This is a genomic window from Leifsonia sp. fls2-241-R2A-40a, from assembly GCF_030209575.1.
Lineage (GTDB): Bacteria > Actinomycetota > Actinomycetes > Actinomycetales > Microbacteriaceae > Leifsonia.
In genome coordinates this window covers 3,345,315-3,364,632 of record NZ_JARVRS010000001.1, presented here as the reverse complement: position 1 = coordinate 3,364,632, position 19,318 = coordinate 3,345,315, and the positions used below count along the sequence as shown (strand labels likewise).

Annotated in this window: 16 protein-coding genes; 10 read left to right on the top strand and 6 right to left on the bottom strand. The window is 69.9% G+C overall.

Translation table 11 applies throughout. The features are described 5' to 3' along the window. Nucleotides 1-8 precede the first annotated feature (8 nt). The gene (locus tag QRN40_RS16555; protein ID WP_285116985.1) at nucleotides 9-959 is read left to right on the top strand and encodes a helix-turn-helix transcriptional regulator; all 951 of its coding nucleotides are present in this window, start codon (nucleotides 9-11) and stop codon (nucleotides 957-959) included. 6 nt (nucleotides 960-965) lie between these two features. Here QRN40_RS16555 and QRN40_RS16550 read toward each other — a convergent pair whose 3' ends face one another. From QRN40_RS16550 to QRN40_RS16540, 3 genes are read right to left on the bottom strand one after another with little or no spacing between them, the layout of a single operon-like run. Continuing rightward, nucleotides 966-2,003 (bottom strand): thioredoxin family protein, encoded by a 1,038-nt coding sequence (locus QRN40_RS16550; protein WP_285116983.1) that lies wholly within the window; start codon nucleotides 2,001-2,003, stop codon nucleotides 966-968. Then, nucleotides 1,993-2,934 carry an alpha/beta hydrolase gene (locus tag QRN40_RS16545; protein ID WP_285116981.1) on the bottom strand — a complete coding sequence of 314 codons (942 nt, stop codon included), beginning with the start codon at nucleotides 2,932-2,934 and terminating at the stop codon, nucleotides 1,993-1,995. Before QRN40_RS16545 ends, QRN40_RS16550 begins: the two co-directional genes overlap by 11 nt. Nucleotides 2,935-2,946: 12 nt before the next feature. Continuing rightward, nucleotides 2,947-4,167, bottom strand: a complete 1,221-nt coding sequence (locus QRN40_RS16540; RefSeq protein WP_285116979.1) for an epoxide hydrolase family protein — start codon at nucleotides 4,165-4,167, stop codon at nucleotides 2,947-2,949. 241 nt (nucleotides 4,168-4,408) lie between these two features. On the opposite strand from QRN40_RS16540, the gene QRN40_RS16535 reads away from it, so the two are divergent. Both QRN40_RS16535 and QRN40_RS16530 read left to right on the top strand, forming a co-directional pair. Next, nucleotides 4,409-5,749: an LCP family protein gene (locus QRN40_RS16535; RefSeq protein ID WP_285116978.1), complete on the top strand. Its 1,341-nt coding sequence runs from the start codon at nucleotides 4,409-4,411 to the stop codon at nucleotides 5,747-5,749. Nucleotides 5,750-5,794: 45 nt separating this feature from the next. Further along, nucleotides 5,795-7,192, top strand: coding sequence for an MFS transporter (locus QRN40_RS16530; protein ID WP_285116976.1), 1,398 nt, complete (start codon nucleotides 5,795-5,797; stop codon nucleotides 7,190-7,192). Here QRN40_RS16530 and QRN40_RS16525 read toward each other — a convergent pair. Next, a complete protein-coding gene (locus QRN40_RS16525; RefSeq protein ID WP_285116975.1) occupies nucleotides 7,174-8,007 on the bottom strand; it encodes a UbiA family prenyltransferase in 834 nt (277 codons plus the stop codon). The two genes, QRN40_RS16530 and QRN40_RS16525, sit on opposite strands and share 19 nt — an antisense overlap. 73 nt (nucleotides 8,008-8,080) lie before the next feature. Between QRN40_RS16525 and QRN40_RS16520 the strand changes: the two genes are divergently transcribed. From QRN40_RS16520 to QRN40_RS16490, 7 genes are all read left to right on the top strand, one after another. Further along, the gene (locus QRN40_RS16520; protein ID WP_285116973.1) at nucleotides 8,081-9,094 is read left to right on the top strand and encodes a LacI family DNA-binding transcriptional regulator; all 1,014 of its coding nucleotides are present in this window, start codon (nucleotides 8,081-8,083) and stop codon (nucleotides 9,092-9,094) included. Between the two features lie 157 nt (nucleotides 9,095-9,251). Next, a complete protein-coding gene (locus QRN40_RS16515) occupies nucleotides 9,252-10,982 on the top strand; it encodes a glycoside hydrolase family 13 protein (protein WP_285117518.1) in 1,731 nt (576 codons plus the stop codon). A 44-nt stretch (nucleotides 10,983-11,026) separates the two neighbouring features. Next, nucleotides 11,027-12,400 carry an ABC transporter substrate-binding protein gene (locus QRN40_RS16510; RefSeq protein WP_285116972.1) on the top strand — a complete coding sequence of 458 codons (1,374 nt, stop codon included), beginning with the start codon at nucleotides 11,027-11,029 and terminating at the stop codon, nucleotides 12,398-12,400. Further along, nucleotides 12,397-13,326, top strand: a complete 930-nt coding sequence (locus QRN40_RS16505; protein WP_285116971.1) for a carbohydrate ABC transporter permease — start codon at nucleotides 12,397-12,399, stop codon at nucleotides 13,324-13,326. Before QRN40_RS16510 ends, QRN40_RS16505 begins: the two co-directional genes overlap by 4 nt. Continuing rightward, complete coding sequence (locus tag QRN40_RS16500; RefSeq protein WP_502878926.1) at nucleotides 13,323-14,318, top strand: carbohydrate ABC transporter permease; 996 nt, start codon at nucleotides 13,323-13,325, stop codon at nucleotides 14,316-14,318. Before QRN40_RS16505 ends, QRN40_RS16500 begins: the two co-directional genes overlap by 4 nt. Before the next feature lie 23 nt (nucleotides 14,319-14,341). Further along, nucleotides 14,342-15,544, top strand: a complete 1,203-nt coding sequence (locus tag QRN40_RS16495; protein WP_285116969.1) for a glycoside hydrolase family 3 N-terminal domain-containing protein — start codon at nucleotides 14,342-14,344, stop codon at nucleotides 15,542-15,544. 110 nt (nucleotides 15,545-15,654) lie between these two features. Further along, entirely contained in the window at nucleotides 15,655-16,206 is a 552-nt protein-coding gene (locus QRN40_RS16490) for a YceI family protein (protein WP_502878925.1), read from the top strand. A 228-nt stretch (nucleotides 16,207-16,434) separates the two neighbouring features. Here the strand turns inward: QRN40_RS16490 and QRN40_RS16485 are convergent, their stop codons facing one another. Both QRN40_RS16485 and QRN40_RS16480 read right to left on the bottom strand, forming a co-directional pair. Then, on the bottom strand, nucleotides 16,435-17,823 hold the full coding sequence (locus tag QRN40_RS16485) for an NAD(P)/FAD-dependent oxidoreductase (RefSeq protein ID WP_285116966.1): 1,389 nt from the start codon (nucleotides 17,821-17,823) through the stop codon (nucleotides 16,435-16,437). Nucleotides 17,824-17,902: 79 nt separating this feature from the next. After that, entirely contained in the window at nucleotides 17,903-19,318 is a 1,416-nt protein-coding gene (locus QRN40_RS16480) for an aspartate aminotransferase family protein (RefSeq protein WP_285116964.1), read from the bottom strand.

The window sequence follows — 19,318 nt, the reverse complement described above, 5'->3', positions numbered from 1 at the left end:
ACACCGGAATGGAGGCGGACGACCGGAACTGGATGCGCGACCTGGGCGCCCTGCTCGCGCTGCCCTCCCTCTGGGTCGACCATTCGCCGGGGGAGATCGCCGACGGGCTGCTCAGCGTACTGGTCGGTGTGCTGAGGTTGGATGCGGCGTACGCGCGGTTCCAGGTTCCGGAGGGGGGAGAGCTGATCGAGGTGTGGCGGCCCTCCGGCGTGAGAGCACCGGCGCCCTTCGCCGACGTGCTTCGGTCCGGCGTCGCGGCGGAGGACGGCGAGCCGTCGATCGCCTTCCCTGAGGCGGCAGCCGGCTTCACCACCGCAGCGGTCCGCACGACGGACGTCCCCTCCGCCGCCGCCGGCGCGATCACCCGGGTCGCCAGCCTGGCCTTGGCGCTGCCATGGGAGTCGGCCCGGGTCCTCGTCGCCGCATCCCGCCCGGATTTCCCGACTGACCGGGAGACCCACCTGCTGCGCGTCGCCGTCGGTCAGGCGGCCATCGCCCTGCACACGGCCCGCCGGTTGGCCTCCGAGCAGCGTGCCCGTCGAGAGGCGGAGGCTGCGCTGGAGCGGCAGGCCGGCCTGCTCCGCTCGCTGCTGGAGGAGGTCGGGCCCGCCCTGACGGTCGTCGCCCGCCGGGTTCGTCAGGTCTCGCGCGAGGCCACTGAGACGGTCGGCCCGCCGCTGCCGGTGGTCGGCCCGGTGCCCGTGGAGCTGCCCGTCGCCGCCGCGGGCGCCGGCCTTTCCCCCGAGAGTCCTGCGCAGCCGCTGGCGGCGAAGCTCACCGGCCGCGAGCTGGAGGTGCTGGGGCTGCTCGCGCAGGGCCTGAGCAACAAGGAGATCGCGGGCGTGATGTGGCTCAGCGACCGCACGGTCGAGCGGCACATCACCAGCCTGTACCGCAAGATCGGCGTCGGGCGGCGCAGCGAGGCCACCGCTTTCGCACTCCGCCACGGCGTGGTGTGACCGGCCTCATCCGAACGTGAAGCAGTAGGCCTCCAGCTCTGGCCGGTCGAAGACCAGCTGGACCACCGCATCCCGGATGCCGCCGCTCTGCCGGATGAGCTGGAGGGTGTCCTGCCGATCGACCACGCCGCGCCCGTCCGCATCCACATCGGTGCCGTGCGCCTCGCCGGGAGGGCGGCCGTCGAGCAGCACCCGGAACGGGATGGACGCCCCGGGCGGCGTCGGGCCCATCACCAGGTTCACGTCGCGGGCGTGAAAAGCGAACGCGATGCTGCCGCCGGCCTCGTCCAGGACGGCTGAGTGACGGGCCTGGGTCCAGCGGCCGGTCAGATCCCAGCCGTTCAGCGGGAGGGCCCGCCCGTCCTCATACTCCACCGAGCGGTCGTAGCGGTCGGACGACTCGGAGACGAAGCCGCTGCTCTGGCCGTACCCGAGATAGGTCTCGGGCGAGCGGAGACTGCTCCAGTCGGCGGCCACTTCCAGCCCATGCGGCTCCACCATGACGAGGTCGAGGTCGAGATCTCGGGCGCCCGCGTCGGTCAGCAGGCGCTGGATCATCATCTCGGTGCGTGCGTACTCGCCCTCGCCGAAGTGGTGGTAGCGGAGGCGACCCTCCGCGTCGGCGAGGTACAGCGCCGGCCAGTAGTGGTTGGCGAAGTCCTCCCACACGCCGTAGTCGTCGTCCACCGCGACCGGGTACGCGACGCCGAGCGCGGCCGTACGCGCTATGACGTTCGCCCGATCGTGCTCGAAGCCGAACTCGGGAGTGTGGACGCCGACCACCGTGAGGCCCGCGTCCACGTACTTCTCGTGCCAGGCCCGGAGGTAGGGAAGCGTGCGCAGCCAGTTCACGCAGGTGTACGTCCAGAAGTCGACCAGCACGACCCGGCCGCGGAGCCCTTCCGGGGTCAGTGGTTCGGTGTTGAGCCAGCCGGTCGCCCGGGAGAACGCCGGAAGGCGGCCTTCGTCCGGCAGCCCCTCGACGTCGCCGGCCAGGCGGTGGGCGAGGGTACGGAACGGCCCCCGGTCACGGTCAGCGGACATCGGCCGCCCCTCCCGTCACAGCGCCCTCGCCCGTGTCCGCCATCCGCGCCACATCGATGACCGCCTCCGCGAACGCGCGCGGGGCCTCCTGCGCCAGGTTGTGCCCGATGCCTCCCGTCACCTGACGGTGCTCGTACGGCCCGGTGAAGCGGTCGCGGTAGGCGGAGGGATCGAGGTGGAAGGCGCCGTTCTCGTCCCCTTCGAGCGAGATCGCCGCCACCGGGATGGTGGGCCTCCCCGCGATCCGCTCCTCCAGCTCGTCGAGCGCCGGGTCGCCGGCTGCGAGCCCGAGTCGCCAGCGGTAGTTGTGGATGACGATGTCGACGTGATCGGGGTTGCCGAACGACGGCCGGGACCGTTCGAACGTGGCGTCGTCGAACTCCCAGCCCGGCGATGCCGTGTGCCAGATCAGCCGGGCGAACTCGTCCCGATAGCGGTCGTAGCCTGCGCGGCCGCGCTCCGTGGCGAAGTAGAACTGGTACCACCAGGTCAGCTCGTCGATCGGGTGCAGCGGATTGGCGTTGGCCGCCTGGCCGGCGACCAGGTAGCCGCTGGCGGTCACCTGTCCGCGGACCCGCTCCGGCCACAGGGCCGCCACGATGTTGGTCGTCCGCGCACCCCAGTCGCTTCCGCCGAGAACCGCCGAAGCGACGCCGAGCGCATCCAGCAGGGCGATCGCGTCACGGGCCAGCGCAGCGGGCTGGCCCGTGCGCAGCGCGCCCGGGTCGCGGAACGTGGTCGTGCCGTACCCGCGGAGGTACGGCACGATCGCCCGGAAGCCGGCGTCGACCAGCTGCGGCACGACCTCGTCGTAGGTGTGGATGTCGTACGGCCAGCCGTGCAGGAGCAGCACGACGGGCGCGTCCGGCGATCCGGTGTCCGTGTAGCCGACGTTCAGGTCGCCGGCGTCGACCTGCAGAAGACTCGCCATCGTCCGGCCCGCTCAGCGCAGCGACCGGAAGGTCGCGCGGACCTCCTGAGAGAACAGCTCCGGCTGCTCCCACGCGGCGAAGTGCCCTCCGCGGTCCAGGCGGTTGAAGTGGATGAGGTTGGGGTACGCCTCGGTCGCCCAGCTGCGCGGGGCGGCGTAGATCTCGTCCGGGAACACGCTGACACCCGTCGGCAGGGTGACGCCCTTCGGGGCGAAGAAGGGCAGCTTGCTCTCCCAGTACAGGCGGGCGGACGAGACGGCGGTGTTCGTCAGCCAGTACAGCGTGACGTTGTCGAGGATGTCGTCGCGCGTCAGTCCTTCGCTCCCGCCGGCGAAGACGCGGGCGATGAGGTCGTAGCTGCGCGCGTCGTGGTCGAGCATCCACGCCGCTAGTCCGACGGGGGAGTCGGCCAGCCCGTACAGCGTCTGCGGGCGGCCTGCCATCTCCTGTGCGTAGCCGAGGCCGTGCGCGTAGAAGTAGGCGAGCTGGTCCCAGGCGTTACGCTCCTCCTCGTCGAGGTCCGCCGGCGGGTCCTGGTGGGCGTCGAGCGCGCTCTGGATCGCGGGCGGCACGGTGGCGGGCATGTTGGTGTGGATGCCGACCAGGCCGGGCGGGGTCTGCAGCGCCAGCTGTTCCGTGACCGCATTGCCCCAGTCGCCGCCCTGCGCGACGTACCGGTCGTAGCCGAGCCGCCTCATGAGCTCCGCCCACGCCGTGGCGATGCGGATGGGGTCCCATCCGGTCGTTCGGGGCTTGCCGGAGAAGCCGTGACCGGGGAGCGACGGGATGACCAGGTGGAACGCGTCGGAGGCGTCGGCGCCGTGCGCGGTGGGGTCGGTGAGCGGACCGACGATCTTGAGCTGCTCCAGGAAGGATCCCGGCCAGCCGTGCGTGACGATCATCGGCAGCGCATCCTCGTGCTTCGACCGGACGTGGACGAAGTGGATGTCGACGCCGTCGATCGTCGTGACGAACTGGGGGAGGTCCGCGAGCCGCGCCTCCACGGCACGCCAGTCGTGCTCGTCGGCCCAGTAGTCGGCGAGCGCCCGCATCACGTCGAGGCGCACCCCCTGGGAGGTGTCGTCGACGGTCTCGCGGTCCGGCCAGCGGGTGGCGCGGACGCGGCGACGGAGGTCGTCGAGCTCCTCGTCGTCGGCGCGGTACGAGAACGGCCGGATCCCGGTGTCGTCGCCGGACGTCGTGGCGTCGGCACGCTTGTCTGCGATGGTCATGGTGCCCCCTTCTGAGTCGTCGATGGCCGGAACGGCCACGGGTGCGACGATGCCCGGGGCGTGGTCGGTGCGTCATCAGGGAACTCCGCCAAACGCCGTCGGCGCTCTCTCCGGTATTGGGGGGAAGCCCCCATACGCGACCTCGGTGAGAGCGTCCTCAGGGCTCGGAGCGCGCCTCGCAGCCCGTCGAAAGGCAGGATCGCTAGGATCGCAGCATCGTCCGATGAGCCGAAGGATGCCGATGACCGACCTGCCGCGACGTCACCAGCGCGCCCGCGGGCCGGAAGCGGTGCGCCATGGCCGGCTGCCTCGGCGGCGTGGCGGCGTCGCAGCGATGAAGCTGCTGGCGGCCCTCGTGGCGGTCGTGTTCGTGAGCGTCGGGTCGGTGGCGGCGTACGCGGTGTGGGATGTGGCCCACTCGATCAAGACGGGCGTCCACCTGGAGGCGCTTCCCGGGCATTCTGCGATCCCGCAGGACATTCCCAACGTCGCCGCGATTCCGGGAGGCGTGAACCTGCTGCTCGCGGGCACGGACAGCCGCAGCGATCTGGGCGGGATCTACAACAGTGCCGACGAGCAGGATGCGAGCAGCGGCGCCGGCAACAACGACGTCACGATGCTGCTGCACATCGCGCAGGACCACAAGAGCATGATGGTCGTCAGCTTCCCGCGCGACCTGATGGTCGCCATCCCGGACTGCCCCGACCCCAACGGCGGGACCATCGACGGCAGTTCGTACGCGCAGTTCAACACCGCGCTGTCGCGCGGCGGGCTGAACTGCGTGGTCGCCACCGTGTCGAAGATGACCGGGCTCAGCATCCCGTTCGCCGCGGTGATCAACTTCAACGGCGTGAGCGCCATGTCGAGCGCGGTCGGCGGAGTCACGGTCTGCCTGGCCTCGCCGGTCACGGACGATTACACGAACCCGCCGCTCGACCTGCCCGCGGGCGAGAACACCATCGTCGGGGATGTCGCGCTGTCGTTCCTCCGCAGCAGGCACGGCGTGGGGGACGGCAGCGACCTGGGCCGCATCTCCAACCAGCAGGTCTTCCTCTCCGCCCTTGCACGGAAGATCGTCAGCGGCGGCGTGCTGTCCAACCCAGTCCAGCTGTATGCGCTGGCCAAGGCGGCGGTGAACAACATCACGCCCTCCGAGACGCTGACCAACCCGACCACACTGGTGCAGATCGCGCTGGCGCTGCGGGACACCGGGCTCGACAACATGGTGTTCGTGCAATATCCGGCGGTGACCGACCCGGACGACCCGAACCGCGTCGTGCCCCAGGAGTCGGCCGCGGATGCGCTCAACCAGGCCCTGGTGAACGACCAGCCGGTGAAGCTCACCGGCTCGACGGGCCGGGCGGCGGAGGATCCGACCGCGACGACGTCCCCGGCGCCCGTGCCCGGGGCCGAGCCGTCGCCCGTGACGCCCGCCGCTCCCGCGACTCCGGCCGCGCCGACGACGCCCGCTGCAGGCGCGACACCAGACCCGACGGGGACGGGCGGCGGCTCGGTGGAACTGCCCTCGACCATCACGGGTCAGACGGCGGCGCAGCAGACCTGCACCAAGGGCAACGACTGACCGGCCGCGGTTGCCACCGCGGTGGCGAGGCCCTTGAATGAGAGCATGACCAACGTGCGGATCGAGCGGATGACGTCGCTGCAGTTCAAAGTGCTCGTCATCGCGATCCTGTCGAGCTTCGTCGCCTTCCTCGACGGCGCCGTCATCAACGTCGCCCTGCCCGCGATCTCGCGCGAGCTCGGCGGCGGACTCCCGCTGCAGCAGTGGGTGGTGGACGGCTACCTGGTGACGCTCGGGTCCCTCATCCTCATCGCGGGCTCCCTGTCCGATGTGTTCGGCCGGAAGCGGGTGCTCTACGCCGGGCTGATCGGCTTCGGCGTCACGTCGCTGCTGTGCGCCTTCGCGCCGACCGGCGTGTTCCTGGTGGTCGCGCGCGCCCTGCAGGGGGTGGCGGGCGCGCTGCTGGTGCCCAGCTCGCTCGCGATCATCATCTCCCGGTTCGAGGGGCCGGCCCAGGCGAAGGCGATCGGCCGGTGGACCGCGTTCACCGGTGTCGCCATGATCGCCGGACCGGTCGTCGGCGGCATCTTCGTCGACACGCTCTCGTGGCGGTGGGTGTTCGTCATCAACGTCATCCCGATCGCCATCACCCTGCTGCTCATGGCGACCCTGCACGACACCGACAAGGGGATGGGCGGCCGGGTCGACTACCTGGGGGCCGTCCTCGGATCGGTCGGTCTGGCGGGGACCGTGTTCGCGCTGATCGAGCAGGGCACCTACGGCTGGACGGATCCGCGCGTCTGGATCCCGCTCGTCGTCGGACTGCTTAGCCTCGCGGCCTTCTTCTTCGCGGAGACGCGCGTGAAGCAGCCGATGCTGCCGCTCGGACTGTTCCGGGTGCACAACTTCTGGGTCGGCAACATCGCGACGTTCTTCGTCTACGCGGCGCTCTCGTTCGGGCCGCTGATCGTCACGCTGTACCTGCAGCAGGTCGCCGGGTTCTCCGCGATCGCCGCCGGGTTCGTCTTCATCCCGTCGACGCTCTGCATGCTGCTGCTGTCCGGGTTCTTCGGGGGGCTCGCCGGGAGGTACGGTCCGCGGCTGTTCATGGCGATCGGTCCGATGATCGCCGGGGCGGGCTTCGTCTGGCTGCTGATGATGGGAACGAACGTCGACTACTGGACGACGCTGCTCCCGGCGGTGCTGCTGTTCGGCGTCGGCCTGTCCATCACGGTCGCCCCGCTGACCAGCGCCATCCTCGGGGCGATCCATCCCGAGCAGGCCGGTATCGCGTCGGCCGTCAACAACGCCGTCTCCCGTATCGCGGGGCTGCTGGCGATCGCCGCCGCCGGCATGATCATCGGAGGGACGCTGGACACGGCCGGCCTCCACCGCGCGATGCTCACCGCTGCGGCCCTGCTGCTGGTCGGCGGCGTCGTCTCGGCCATCGGCATCCAGAACCACGCGCCAGTGGCGGAGAAGGTTCAGACCGTCACGGACTGACCCGCAAGGGCGAGCATCGCGACGTCCACGATCGCGCAGGTCATGATGAGCTGCATGAGCAGCCGGGTGGGGCTGCGTCGCAGGAGCAGCACGACGCCGGTTACGGCGGCCGCCAGGCCGATCACCAGTCCGGCGATCAGCAGCGGACGGACTGGGAGGCCCGGGCCGAAGGTGATGAGCAGTGTCGCGACGGCCAGTCCGGCGAACGCCAGCAGCCCGCTGCGTCGTGCGCCGAGCCGGTGCGGCATGCCGCGGATGCCCGTCCGCGCATCGTCCTCGAGGTCGGGGAGGACGTTGGTGATGTGGGCGGCGAGGCCGAGGAGCGCGCCGGCGGCGTAGACCCACCACTGCGGCAGGGCGGGCTGCTCCTGGCCGAGCGTCGCGACCGCGGGCAGGGCCCCGAAGCTGACCAGGAAAGGGACGAAGGAGTACGCCGTCGCCTTGAGGCCGAGGTTGTACGCCCAGCCGCCGGCGATGACGATGAGGTGCGCGGCCAGCGCACCGAGCCCCAGGGGAAGCGTGAGGAGGATCGCCGCCGCCAGGGCGACGAAGGCCGCGATCCGGACGGTGGCCACCGAGACGTCCCCCCGCGCGGCGGGTTTGTCGGTGCGTTCGACCGCGCGGTCGCGAGCCGCATCCAGCCAGTCGTTGCACCAGCCGATCGAGAGCTGGCCGAAGAGGACGGCGAGCGCCAGGACGCCGAGCCGGCCGGGCGGGTAGCCGAGGCCGACGCCGAGCAGGGTTGTGATGACCGTGACCACCACGGTGGGGCCGGGGTGGCTGGCGAGGAGCAGGGAGACCGCCTTCTTCGCCATGCCGTCATCGTATCCCGCGGCGCGACTGCAAGATACTTGCGCTGATCTGCAAGGAATTGCGTACACTATCGCCATGTCGAAGCGTCTTCTCGAGGTCGCCCGCAAGGTCGGGGTCAGCGAAGCCACCGTGAGCCGCGTGCTCAACGACAAGCCGGGGGTGTCGGATGCGACCCGTCAGGCTGTGCTGACTGCGCTCGATGTGCTGGGCTACGAGCGCCCGACCAAGCTGCGCGGCGAGCGCGCGCGGCTCGTCGGCCTGGTGCTGCCCGAACTGCAGAACCCGATCTTCCCCGCCTTCGCGGAGATCATCGGGGGAGCGCTGGCGCAGAACGGCTACACGCCGGTGCTGTGCATGCAGACGGCGGGCGGCATCTCCGAGTCGGACTACGTCGACCTCCTCCTGCAGCAGCAGGTCTCCGGCGTGATCTTCGTCGGCGGCGCGTACGCCCAAGAGGGGGCGGACCACGCCCACTACAGCCGGCTGACCGAGCTCAACCTCCCGACCGTGCTGGTCAACGCACCGGTCGACGCGCTCCACTTCGCGACCGTCTCCTGCGACGACTCGGTCGCGACGGCGCAGGCGCTCACCCATCTGCGCTCCCTCGGTCACGAGCGGATCGGACTCCTGCTCGGCCCTCGGGACCACGTCCCGTCCCAGCGCAAGCTGGAGGCGGCCAGGCGCATCGCCGAGGGATGGGGCACGCCGCTCGACGAGTCGCTGGTCGTTCACTCGCTGTACTCGCTCGAGGCCGGGCAGGCCGCCGCGACCCGACTGCTCGGCTCCGGTGTGACGGCGATCCTGTGCGCGAGCGATCCGATGGCGCTCGGCGCCGTGCGTGCCGCCCGCCGCGCCGGGCTGTCGGTCCCGCGCGACGTGTCGATCGTGGGTTTCGACGACTCGGCGCTGATGAACTGCACGGAGCCCCCGCTGACCACGATCCGCCAGCCGATCGAGCCGATGGGGCGGACGGTCATCGAGCTGCTGCTGCGCCAGATCTCGAGCGACTCGGCCATTCGCGACGAGCTCTTCTTCGAGCCGGAGCTGGTCGTGCGGGGGTCGACGGGACCGGTCCCGCACGCCGCGTGAACATGTAAGTGCACGCAAAAGTACGCAAACCAATTACGTGTTGTTGAGTTCTTGCGTCATTCTGTCGGCTTAGCTACATTTCGGTCAAACGACGACGGCGCCGAGGCGTTCGTCGCGACGACAGTCGACCGAAGGGCTCAGCGTGGACCTCTCCGTGATGGATGGCGGCAGCGCCGCACCCGTCGCCGCACCGGGTGCAGCGACGGACGGTGCCACCGCGATCGCCGCGCCCCCGAGCGACGATCCGCAGTGGTGGCGCAGTGCCGTGATCTACCAGATCTACCCGCGCAGCTTCGCCGACGGGAACGGCGACGGCGTCGGCGACCTCGCCGGCGTGCGCGAGCACCTGCCCTACCTCGCCGATCTCGGCGTCGACGCGATCTGGTTCACGCCCTGGTACGAGTCGCCGCTCGCGGACGGCGGGTACGACGTGGCGGACTACCGGCGCATCCACCCGGCATTCGGCGACCTGCACGAAGCGGAAGCGCTCATCCGGGAGGCGCTCGCGCTCGGCATCCGCACCATCATCGACATCGTCCCGAATCACGTCTCCGACCGCCATCGCTGGTTCCAGGAGGCCCTCGACGCCGGTCCCGGAGCTCCGGAGCGCGAGCGGTTCTGGTTCCGGCCCGGGCGCGGCGAGAACGGCGACGTCATGCCGACCGCGTGGCCGTCGAACTTCTCCGGCGAGACCTGGACGCGCACGACCGACCCCGACGGGACCCCCGGCGAGTGGTACCTGCACCTGTTCAGCCCGCAGCAGCCCGACCTCAACTGGAACCACCCCGACGTCCGCCGGGAGCATGAGGACATCCTGCGCTTCTGGTTCGACCGCGGCGTCGCCGGCGTCCGGATCGACTCCGCGGCCCTTCTCGTCAAGGATCCGGCGCTCCCGGAGGTTCCCGAGCATCCCGGAGCGGGGGAGCACCCCAACCAGGACCGGGACGAGCTGCACGACATCTACCGCAGTTGGCGGAACCTCGCCGACGGCTACCCGGGCACCCGTGTACTGGTGGGCGAGCTGTGGCTCCCCGACATCGAGCGGTTCGCGATGTACCTCCGGCCGGACGAGCTGCACACCGCCTTCAACTTCGACTTCCTGGCCCGGCCGTGGGATGCGGACGAGTTGCGAGCCTCCATCGACGAGACCCTCGCCGCGCACGCCCCCGTGCAGGCGCCGAGCACCTGGGTGCTCTCCAACCACGACGTCACCCGGGCGGTGACCCGCTACGGCCGCGAGGACTCCTCCTTCGCGTTCGCGAAGAAGCGCAAAGGGACGCCCACCGACCTCGCACTCGGTCGCCGCCGCGCGCGGGCGGCGGCGCTGCTCACGGCCGCCCTCCCGGGCTCGCTGTACATCTACCAGGGCGACGAGCTCGGGCTGCCCGAAGTCGAAGACCTCCCCGACGAACTGCGCGAGGATCCGATGCACGCGCGGTCCGGCGGCGTCGACCCCGGGCGGGACGGCTGCCGCGTGCCGCTGCCGTGGCGGGGGACCGTCGCTCCCTTCGGCTTCAGCCCGGAGGGAGCATCGGCGCCACCCTGGCTGCCGCAACCCGCAGACTGGGCCGAGCTCACCGTCCACGCGCAGCAGAGCGACCCGTCCTCGATGCTCTGGCTGTACCGCCAGGCCCTCCGCATCCGCCGCGCCGAGCCGGCATTGGGTGACGGGCCGCTCGCCTGGCTCGACGCCCAGCCGGGAGTCCTCGCGTTCGCCCGCGGGCGCGCCTTCGTCAGCGTGACCAACCTGTCCGCCGTCCCGGTCGCTCTTCCCGAGCACCAGGCGATCCTGCTCAGCACCAGTCCGCTCGTCGGCGGACTGCTGCCTCCCGACTCGACGGCGTGGCTGCGCACCCAGCAGCGCGCCGCGGGGCACCTCACCACCTGAACGCACCATCCACGCAACGCATCACACTCGAAAGGGTCCAGACAATGAAGTCACCACGCACGATCGCGGCGGTCGCCGCGGTCACGATCGCCGGAGCCGGGCTGCTGGCCGGATGCTCGTCATCCGGCGGTGAATCCGACGGCAAGGTCCACATCACCGTCGCCAGCCTCATCCCTGGCAGCGACAAGGCCGCTTTCAAGGCCTTCGACGACCGGGTCAAGGAGTTCGAGAAGGCCAACCCGAACGTCGTCGTCAAGTCCGAGGAGTACCAGTGGACGGGGCCCACGTTCGCGACGCAGCTCGCGGGCGGAACCCTCCCGGACGTCTTCAACGTGCCGTTCACCGACTCCCAGTCGCTGCTGCAGGCCGGTCAGCTGGCCGACATCACAGCGGAGGTGAAGAAGCTGCCGTACGCGGACAAGTTCAACGAGAACGTGCTCGCCGTGGCGAAGTCGGGCGACAAGATCTACGGGATCCCGTACGGTCCGTACGCGATGGGTCTCTCGTACAACCGCGAGATCTTCCAGAAGGCCGGCCTCGACCCCGACAAGCCGCCGACGACCTGGGACGAGGTCCGCAAGGACGCCAAGACCATCTCCGAGAAGGTTCCGGGCGTCGCCGGCTACATGCAGATGACGCAGGGCAACACCGGCGGCTGGGAACTCACCACCACGGTGTACTCGCGCGGAGGCCGGATGGAGACCACGGACGGCGGGAAGACGAAGGTCACCACCAACAATCCGGTCACCAAGGAGGCTCTGCAGTGGCTGCACGACCTCCGGTTCCAGGACAACTCGGTCGGAAGCAACTTCCTGCTCGACTGGAGCGGAATCAACCAGGCGTTCGGCGCCGGGCAGATCGCCATGTACCCGTCCGGCTCGGACGTGCTCACCTCGCTGGTCCAGCAGAACAGCGTGGACCCGAAGAACTACGGGCTGACAATGCTGCCGGTCGATGCGGGCAACAGCGACGCGGGCGTCCTCGTCGGCGGCAACGTGGCGGCGGTCAGCCCCAAGTCGTCGCAGGCGGAGAAGGAGGCCGCGGTCAAGTGGATCGACTTCTACTACATGCAGAAGCTGCTCAACAAGGACCAGGCCATCGCCGACGCCAAGGTGCTCGTGAAGTCGAACCAGCCGGTCGGTGTGCCCACGCTGCCGGTGTTCGACAAGGCCACCTACGACCAGAACATGGAGTGGATCAAGGATGAGGTGAACGTCCCGCAGGAGAACGTCGCGCCGTTCACCGACAAGATCTTCGACGCCACCCTCGTGCCCGAGCCGAACAAGCACACGCAGGAGCTCTACGGTGCGCTCGACTCGGTGGTCCAGGCGGTGCTGACGGATAAGAACGCCGACATCGACGCCCTGCTCACCAAGGTCGACGGCGACATCCAGAAGCTCGTCGACGCCGACAAATGACGACTCACGACCGTCCGCTGAGCCGCCCCCGCCGCACACCCCTCACCTGGGTGCGCGGCGGGGGCGCCAGCACCTTGCTCTTCCTGCTGCCGATGCTGGTCATCTTCGGCGTCTTCTCGTGGTGGCCGATCGTGCGCAGCGTGGTGATGAGCTTCCAGCACACCAACCTGGTCAGCGCGCCCACCTGGGTCGGCTGGGACAACTTCGTCCAGGTGGTGAACGATCCGCTGTTCTGGACGGCGGTCGGCAACACCGCCTGGTTCGCCCTCCTCGCGCTGATCCTCGGGTACCCGGTGCCGCTGATCGCCGCCGTGCTGATGAGCGAGGTGAAGCGGGCGAAGGGGCTGTACAGCGCGCTCGCCTACCTGCCGGTCGTCGTGCCGCCGGTGGTCGCGGTGCTGCTGTGGAAGTTCTTCTACGATGCCCGGCCGGACGGCGTGTTCAACACGATCCTCGGCTGGGTGGGGATCCCGCCGCAGCCGTGGATCCAGTCGGCCGCCCAGGCGATGCCGTCACTGGTCGTCGAGGCGACCTGGGCGGCGGCGGGCGGGACGATCATCATCTACCTGGCCGCCATCACCGGCGTCGCGCCGGAGCTGTACGACGCGGCGGAGGTGGATGGCGCCAGCATCTGGCAGAAGGTGTGGCACGTGACCATGCCGCAGCTGCGCAGCATCCTGCTCATCACGCTCATCCTCCAGATCATCGGGACCGCGCAGGTGTTCCTCGAGCCGTTCCTCTTCACCGGGGGCGGACCGGTCGACTCGACAGTGACCATCCTGCTGCTCATCTACCGGTACGCGTTCCAGAACTCGCTCGGCGGCGACTACGGCGCGGCGACCGCCCTCAGCCTGATCCTCGCCGCGTTCCTCGCCGTGCTGTCGCTCGTGTACTTCCGCCTCACCAAGTCCTGGAGCCAGAATTGACCACCACGACCTCGCTGCCGCCCGAAGTCAGGAACGTCCTCACCGACGTGATCGAAGAGGGCGGCGCACCCGAGCCGCCTCGCCGGCGGCGCAGACGCCGCGCGTCCGAGAATGCGGGCGATCGCGGCATCCTCTCGGTGTTCGACGGGCGCCGGCCCGGGGTGAAGTGGAGCACCCGCGTCATACACGCAGTGCTGCTCGTGGTGCTCATCGTCGTCGGCCTCGGCCCGCTGCTATGGCTGGCCAAGTCGGCGATCACGCCGACGGTCGACACGCTCCGCACGCCCATGGCGCTGTTCCCGCACGGCGTGGACTGGGCCAACCTGTCCACAGCGTGGTCGACCGTCCACATCGATGTGCAGTTCGTCAATACGATCTGGGTCGCCGCCGGGTCGTGGGCCGCGCAGATCATCGTCGCGACGACCGCCGGGTACGCGCTGAGCGTGCTGCGACCCGCGTACGGGAAGGTGCTGTACGGCCTCATCCTCACGACGCTGTTCGTACCCTCGGTGGTGCTGCTCGTGCCGCTATACCTGACCATCCTCAACCCGCCGCTGCTCGGGCAGTCGCTGATCAACACGTTCTGGGCGGTGTGGCTGCCGGCCGGCGCCAGCGCCTTCAACGTGGTGCTGGTGAAGCGGTTCTTCGACAACCTGCCGCGCGAGGTGTTCGAGGCGGCGCGGACCGACGGCGCCGGACCCTTCCGGCTGTTCTGGTCGATCGTCCTGCCGATGTCGAAGCCGATCCTCGGCGTCGTCTCGGTGTTCGCGATCATCGCCGCCTGGAAGGACTACCTGTGGCCGCTGCTGGTGCTGCGCGACCCTGCGCTGCAGCCGCTGTCGGTCCGGCTCCCGACGCTGCAGGCGGCCATCCAACTGGATGTGTACCTGGCCGCGCTGGCGATCTCGACGCTCATCCCGATCGCGCTGTTCCTGGTGTTCCAGGGACTGTTCCTGCGCAGTGCGGGCCTCGGCGGAGCCGTGAAGGGATGAGCCGGCTGGGTTAGCATCGAAGGATGCGCGCAGCCCGACGCTGGACCGCCGCGGCGGTCGCCGTGGCGCTCTCGGCGACCCTGGCCGGCTGTGTCGGAGCGGCGCCCGCGCATCCGCTCGGCGGTGATGCGGGGACGCGGCCCGGGACCCCTGCGGCCCGGTCGGCGACGCAGAAGCCGACTGCGACGCCGACGCCGACCGTCGACCCGGTCGTCGCGTACGCGAAGCAGCGGCTCGCCAATCAGACGTTGCGGCAGAAGGTCGCCGGGCTGTTCATGTTCCATCTGCCCGGCACCGACCCGGCAGCGCTGCGCGGCTACGTCGACCGGTACGGGCTGGGCGGGATGATCCTGATGGGCGACAACATCCCCGGCACCCCCGCCGCCCTCGCGGCGCAGACCGCGACGATGAAGGCGTCCGACCCGGGGCTTCCTCCGCTGATCGGAGTCGACGAGGAGGGTGGAGACGTCACCCGGCTCGGCTGGGACGACCAGCCCGGCGCCGACACGCTGCGCTCCCAGCAGCCCGCCGCGACGCAGGCGGCGTTCGCCCGGCGTGCGCAGCTGCTGCAGGACGCGGGCATCTCGGTGAACTTCGGCACCGTCGCCGACGTCACCGCCGATCCGTCCTCGTTCATCGCCGACCGTGTGCTCGGGACCGAGCCCGGCGGCGCGTCGGCCCGGGTGGCCGCCTCGGTGACCGGCGAACGCGGCACCGTCTTCAGCACGCTCAAGCACTTCCCAGGTCACGGCGAGACCGAGGCCGACTCGCACCACGCGGTCCCGGCCACCCCGGTCAGCAAGGCCGACTGGGGGACCCGCGACGCGCCGTCCTTCCAGGCCGGCATCTCCGCCGGCGCAGAGCTGGTCATGTTCGGACACCTCGCCTACACGCAGGTGGATGCGGCGCCCGCGTCGCTCTCGCCCGCCTGGCACCGCATCCTGACCGACGAACTCGGCTTCCACGGCGTCAGCATCACCGACGACCTGCGGATGCTGCAGGACACCGGGCTGCCGCAGTACCAGGACCCGGGGGAGAACGCGGTGCAGGCGATCGCCGCCGGCAACACCATGGTGCTCGACGTGCTGCCCGCGGGCGGCGACCCGGATGCGCTCATCGACGCCATCGTCGCGGCGGTGCAGCAGGGGCGCATCCCGGCTTCTCAGATCGACGCGGATGCGCTGAAACTCCTGGAACTGCGGCGCTCGCTCGCACCGAAAGAGTGACGCGTCAACTTTTTTTGCGGAGTGCGGAATAGATCGACGGTCAATGCGCTTGCATGTACTCGAACGCGGGTGGACAGGCCGCCCGGCGTCAAGACTTACAAGGAGACACCGTGACCATCGAGATCCCCGGTTACAAGGCAGGCACGTGGACGATCGACCCCAGCCACAGCGAGGTCGGCTTCAGCATCCGCCACCTGATGATTAGCAAGGTGAAGGGCGTGTTCGAGAACTTCGACGCCACCTTCGTCACCGCTGAGAACCCGCTCGACTCCAAGGTCACCGCCAAGGCCGACGTCGCCTCCATCAACACCAAGGACGCGAACCGCGACGCGCACCTCCGCACCGGCGACTTCTTCCTCGCCGACGAGCACCCGACCATCGACTTCGTGTCGACCGGTGTGCGCCACGAGGACGGCGAGTTCCTCGTCGACGGCGACCTGACGATCAAGGGCGTCACCAAGCCGGTCACCTTCGAGTTCGACTTCGGCGGCTTCGGCCAGGACCCGTACGGCAACTACAAGGCCGGCGCGACCGCGAAGACCAAGATCAAGCGCGAGGACTTCGGCCTCACCTACAACGCGGCGCTCGAGACCGGCGGCATGCTGCTCGGCGACGACGTCACCATCACCCTGGAGCTGCAGGCCGTCCTCGCCCAGGACTGACGGGTTCCTTCTGAAGGGAGGATGTCCCGGCCGTTTCGGCTGGGGCATCCTCCCTTTTCTGCGTTCTCTGGGTTCTTCGCGTCGGCGAGATCGTTTCGGATCTCCGACGTACCGCGGCGCGGATGGAGTTGCGCCCGGATCGGGGACGAATCTCCTACGTTGGCGCCCAAATGTCCGACGGTGCTCGGCGGCCGCGGCCGCGGCCACGGCCAGGCGCCGCGGGCGTCGTCAGTGGCCGATCAGCGGGCCGAGGGCCCGGGCGACGACGGAGGCGCGGCGCGTGACGGACTCCTCCAGGTCGGCCGACTCCATCGCGAGGAGACCCGCGTTCGCGCCCGCGAAGCGCAGCGGCTCCGGCTCCCACTGCCGCGAGCGGTGGCCGACCCACGGAAGCGCGGTCAGGTCGGTCGCGGTGTCGGTCAGCAGGTCGGCGAGCGTGCGGCCGGCCAGGTTCGTCGTGCTCAGGCCGTCGCCGACGTAGCCGCCCGCCCACGCCTCGCGCGCATCCCGGTCGTAGCCGACGCTGGCGTGCCAGTCGCGCGGAACGCCGAGCGGGCCGCCCCAGTGGTGGGTGATGCGCGCGCCGGCCGCATCCGGGAACAGGTCGAACAGGGTGTGGACGAGGTGGTCGCGCACCCGCGGCGACCGGTCGTACTCGGGGCGGATGGCGCTGCCCGCGTGGTACCGCGCACCGCGGCCGCCGAACGCGAACCGGTTGTCGGCGGTCCGCTGGCCGTAGACGATGAGGTTGCGGAAGTCGGTGAAGGTCTGGCCGTGCTCGATGCCGATACGGTCCCAGGTCGCGTCGGGCAGCGGCTCGGTCGCGATCATCAGCGAGTACAGCGGAAGGATGCGCCGCCCGACCTGGGGCAGCTGCGAGCCGTACCCTTCGGTGGCGTTCACCACGATCCCCGCCCGGACCAGCCGGTCGGAACCGCCGGAGCGGGCGCGCACCGTCCCGCTCTCCCACGAGAGCACCTCGGTGCCCTCCGCGATGGTGGCGCCTCGACGCTCCACGACGCGGGCGAGGCCGCGCACCAGTTTGGCCGGGTGGATGCGCGCGCAGGCCGGCGTGAACGTCGCGGCCACCGCATGCGGAACGTTGAAGCGACCGAACACCGTCTCGGTGCCCCACAGCGCCACCTCGTCGACACCGTAGCGCTCCGACTCCTCGAACTCGGCGCGGGCGGCATCCATCTGGGGGCGCGACCGGGCGAACGTGACGGTTCCGCCGCGCACGTAGTCGATGTCCAGGCCCTCCGCCTCGGCGACCCGGCCGACCTCGTCCACGGTGTCGACCATCGCGCGGCGGGTCGCCACGGCGGCGTCGAAGCCGTAGCGCTTCTCCAGCTTGGCGGCCGACCAGGGGAACAGCGACGAGCACCAGCCGCCGTTGCGGCCGGAGGCGCCGAAGCCGGCGACCTCCTTCTCCAGCAGCAGGATGCGGAGGGACGGGTCGCGCTCCTGGAGGTAGTACGCCGTCCACAGGCCGGTCAGCCCGGCGCCGACGATGACGACATCCGCCTCCGCGTCGGAGGCGAGGCCGGGACGCGGCCGGAAGCCGTCCTCCTGCTCGGCGATCGAATCGAACCAGAACCCGACGTTGCGGTAGTCCACGCTTTGCTCCAGACCGGTTAAGGCACGAGTCCGGGGCCGCGGTGTGCGGCCCCGGACTGGCTCTTTGGGGGCTTTTGGCTTACAGGTGGTTCGACGCCTCGGTCAGCACCGACTCCAGGATCTGCCGGATCTCGACGAACTCGTTCGGACCGATCGTGAGCGGCGGCGCGAGCTGCACCACGGGGTCTCCCCGGTCGTCGGCCCGACAGTACAGGCCGGCGTCGAACAGGGCCTTGGAGAGGAACCCGCGGAGCAGGCGCTCCGACTCGTCGTCGTCGAAGGTCTCCTTCGTGTTCTTGTCCTTGACCAGCTCGATCCCGAAGAAGTAGCCGGCGCCGCGGACGTCGCCGACGATCGGCAGGTCGAGCAGCTTCTCGAGCTCGGCGCGGAACAGCGGTGAGTTCTCGCGGACGCGCTCGTTGAGCCGCTCCTCCTCGAAGATGTCGAGGTTCTCCAGCGCCACCGCGGCGGAGACCGGGTGACCGCCGAAGGTGTAGCCGTGGTAGAACGACGTGTCCCCGTGCTTGAAGGGCTCATAGATGCGGTCGCTGACGATCGTCGCGCCGATGGGGGAGTAGCCGGAGGTCATGCCCTTCGCGCAGGTGATCATGTCCGGGACGTAGCCGTACTCGTCGCAGGCGAACATGTGGCCGATGCGGCCGAAGGCGCAGATGACCTCGTCGCTGACCATGAGCACGTCGTACTTGTCGCAGATCTCGCGCACCCGCTGGAAGTAGCCGGGGGGAGGCGGGAAGCAGCCACCGGAGTTCTGCACCGGCTCGAGGAAGATCGCCGCGACGGTCTCCGGACCCTCGAACTGGATCATCTCCTCGATGCGGTTCGCCGCCCAGACGCCGAAGGCCTCGATGTCGTCGGTCGGCGCGCCCATCTCGTCGGCGCGGTAGAAGTTCGTGTTCGGGACGCGGAACCCGCCGGGGGTGACCGGCTCGAACATCTCCTTCATGGCAGGGATGCCGGTGATCGCCAGCGCGCCCTGCGGGGTGCCGTGGTAGGCGACGGCACGGGACAGCACCTTGTGCTTGGTGGGACGGCCCTGCAGCTTCCAGTAGTACTTGGCGAGCTTGAAGGCGGTCTCGACCGCCTCACCGCCGCCGGTGGAGAAGAAGACGCGGTTCAGGTCGCCCGGAGCGTAGGAGGCGAGCCGGTCGGCGAGTTCGATGGCGTTGGGATGCGCGTACGACCAGATCGGGAAGAACGCCAGCTGCTCGGCCTGCTTGGCCGCGACCTCGGCGAGACGCTTGCGGCCGTGGCCCGCGTTCACGACGAAGAGCCCGGAGAGGCCGTCGATGTACTGCTTGCCGTGCGAGTCCCAGATGTGGTGGCCCTCGCCGCGCGTGATGATCGGGACGCCCTGGCCGTCCTCCATCACCGACTGGCGTGCGAAGTGCATCCACAGGTGATCGCGCGCCTTCGCCTGCAGCGCCGCCTCCTCTGCCGCGATCGGTTCGCCGAACGTTTCTACGGTTGTCGTCAT

Coding starts and splice junctions, on each gene's coding strand:
- QRN40_RS16555 (WP_285116985.1), top strand. CDS start 9: ATGGAGGCGGACGACCGGAACTGGATGCGCGACCTGGGCGCCCTGCTC.
- QRN40_RS16550 (WP_285116983.1), bottom strand. CDS start 2,003: ATGTCCGCTGACCGTGACCGGGGGCCGTTCCGTACCCTCGCCCACCGC.
- QRN40_RS16545 (WP_285116981.1), bottom strand. CDS start 2,934: ATGGCGAGTCTTCTGCAGGTCGACGCCGGCGACCTGAACGTCGGCTAC.
- QRN40_RS16540 (WP_285116979.1), bottom strand. CDS start 4,167: ATGACCATCGCAGACAAGCGTGCCGACGCCACGACGTCCGGCGACGAC.
- QRN40_RS16535 (WP_285116978.1), top strand. CDS start 4,409: ATGACCGACCTGCCGCGACGTCACCAGCGCGCCCGCGGGCCGGAAGCG.
- QRN40_RS16530 (WP_285116976.1), top strand. CDS start 5,795: ATGACCAACGTGCGGATCGAGCGGATGACGTCGCTGCAGTTCAAAGTG.
- QRN40_RS16525 (WP_285116975.1), bottom strand. CDS start 8,007: ATGGCGAAGAAGGCGGTCTCCCTGCTCCTCGCCAGCCACCCCGGCCCC.
- QRN40_RS16520 (WP_285116973.1), top strand. CDS start 8,081: ATGTCGAAGCGTCTTCTCGAGGTCGCCCGCAAGGTCGGGGTCAGCGAA.
- QRN40_RS16515 (WP_285117518.1), top strand. CDS start 9,252: ATGGATGGCGGCAGCGCCGCACCCGTCGCCGCACCGGGTGCAGCGACG.
- QRN40_RS16510 (WP_285116972.1), top strand. CDS start 11,027: ATGAAGTCACCACGCACGATCGCGGCGGTCGCCGCGGTCACGATCGCC.
- QRN40_RS16505 (WP_285116971.1), top strand. CDS start 12,397: ATGACGACTCACGACCGTCCGCTGAGCCGCCCCCGCCGCACACCCCTC.
- QRN40_RS16495 (WP_285116969.1), top strand. CDS start 14,342: ATGCGCGCAGCCCGACGCTGGACCGCCGCGGCGGTCGCCGTGGCGCTC.
- QRN40_RS16480 (WP_285116964.1), bottom strand. CDS start 19,318: ATGACGACAACCGTAGAAACGTTCGGCGAACCGATCGCGGCAGAGGAG.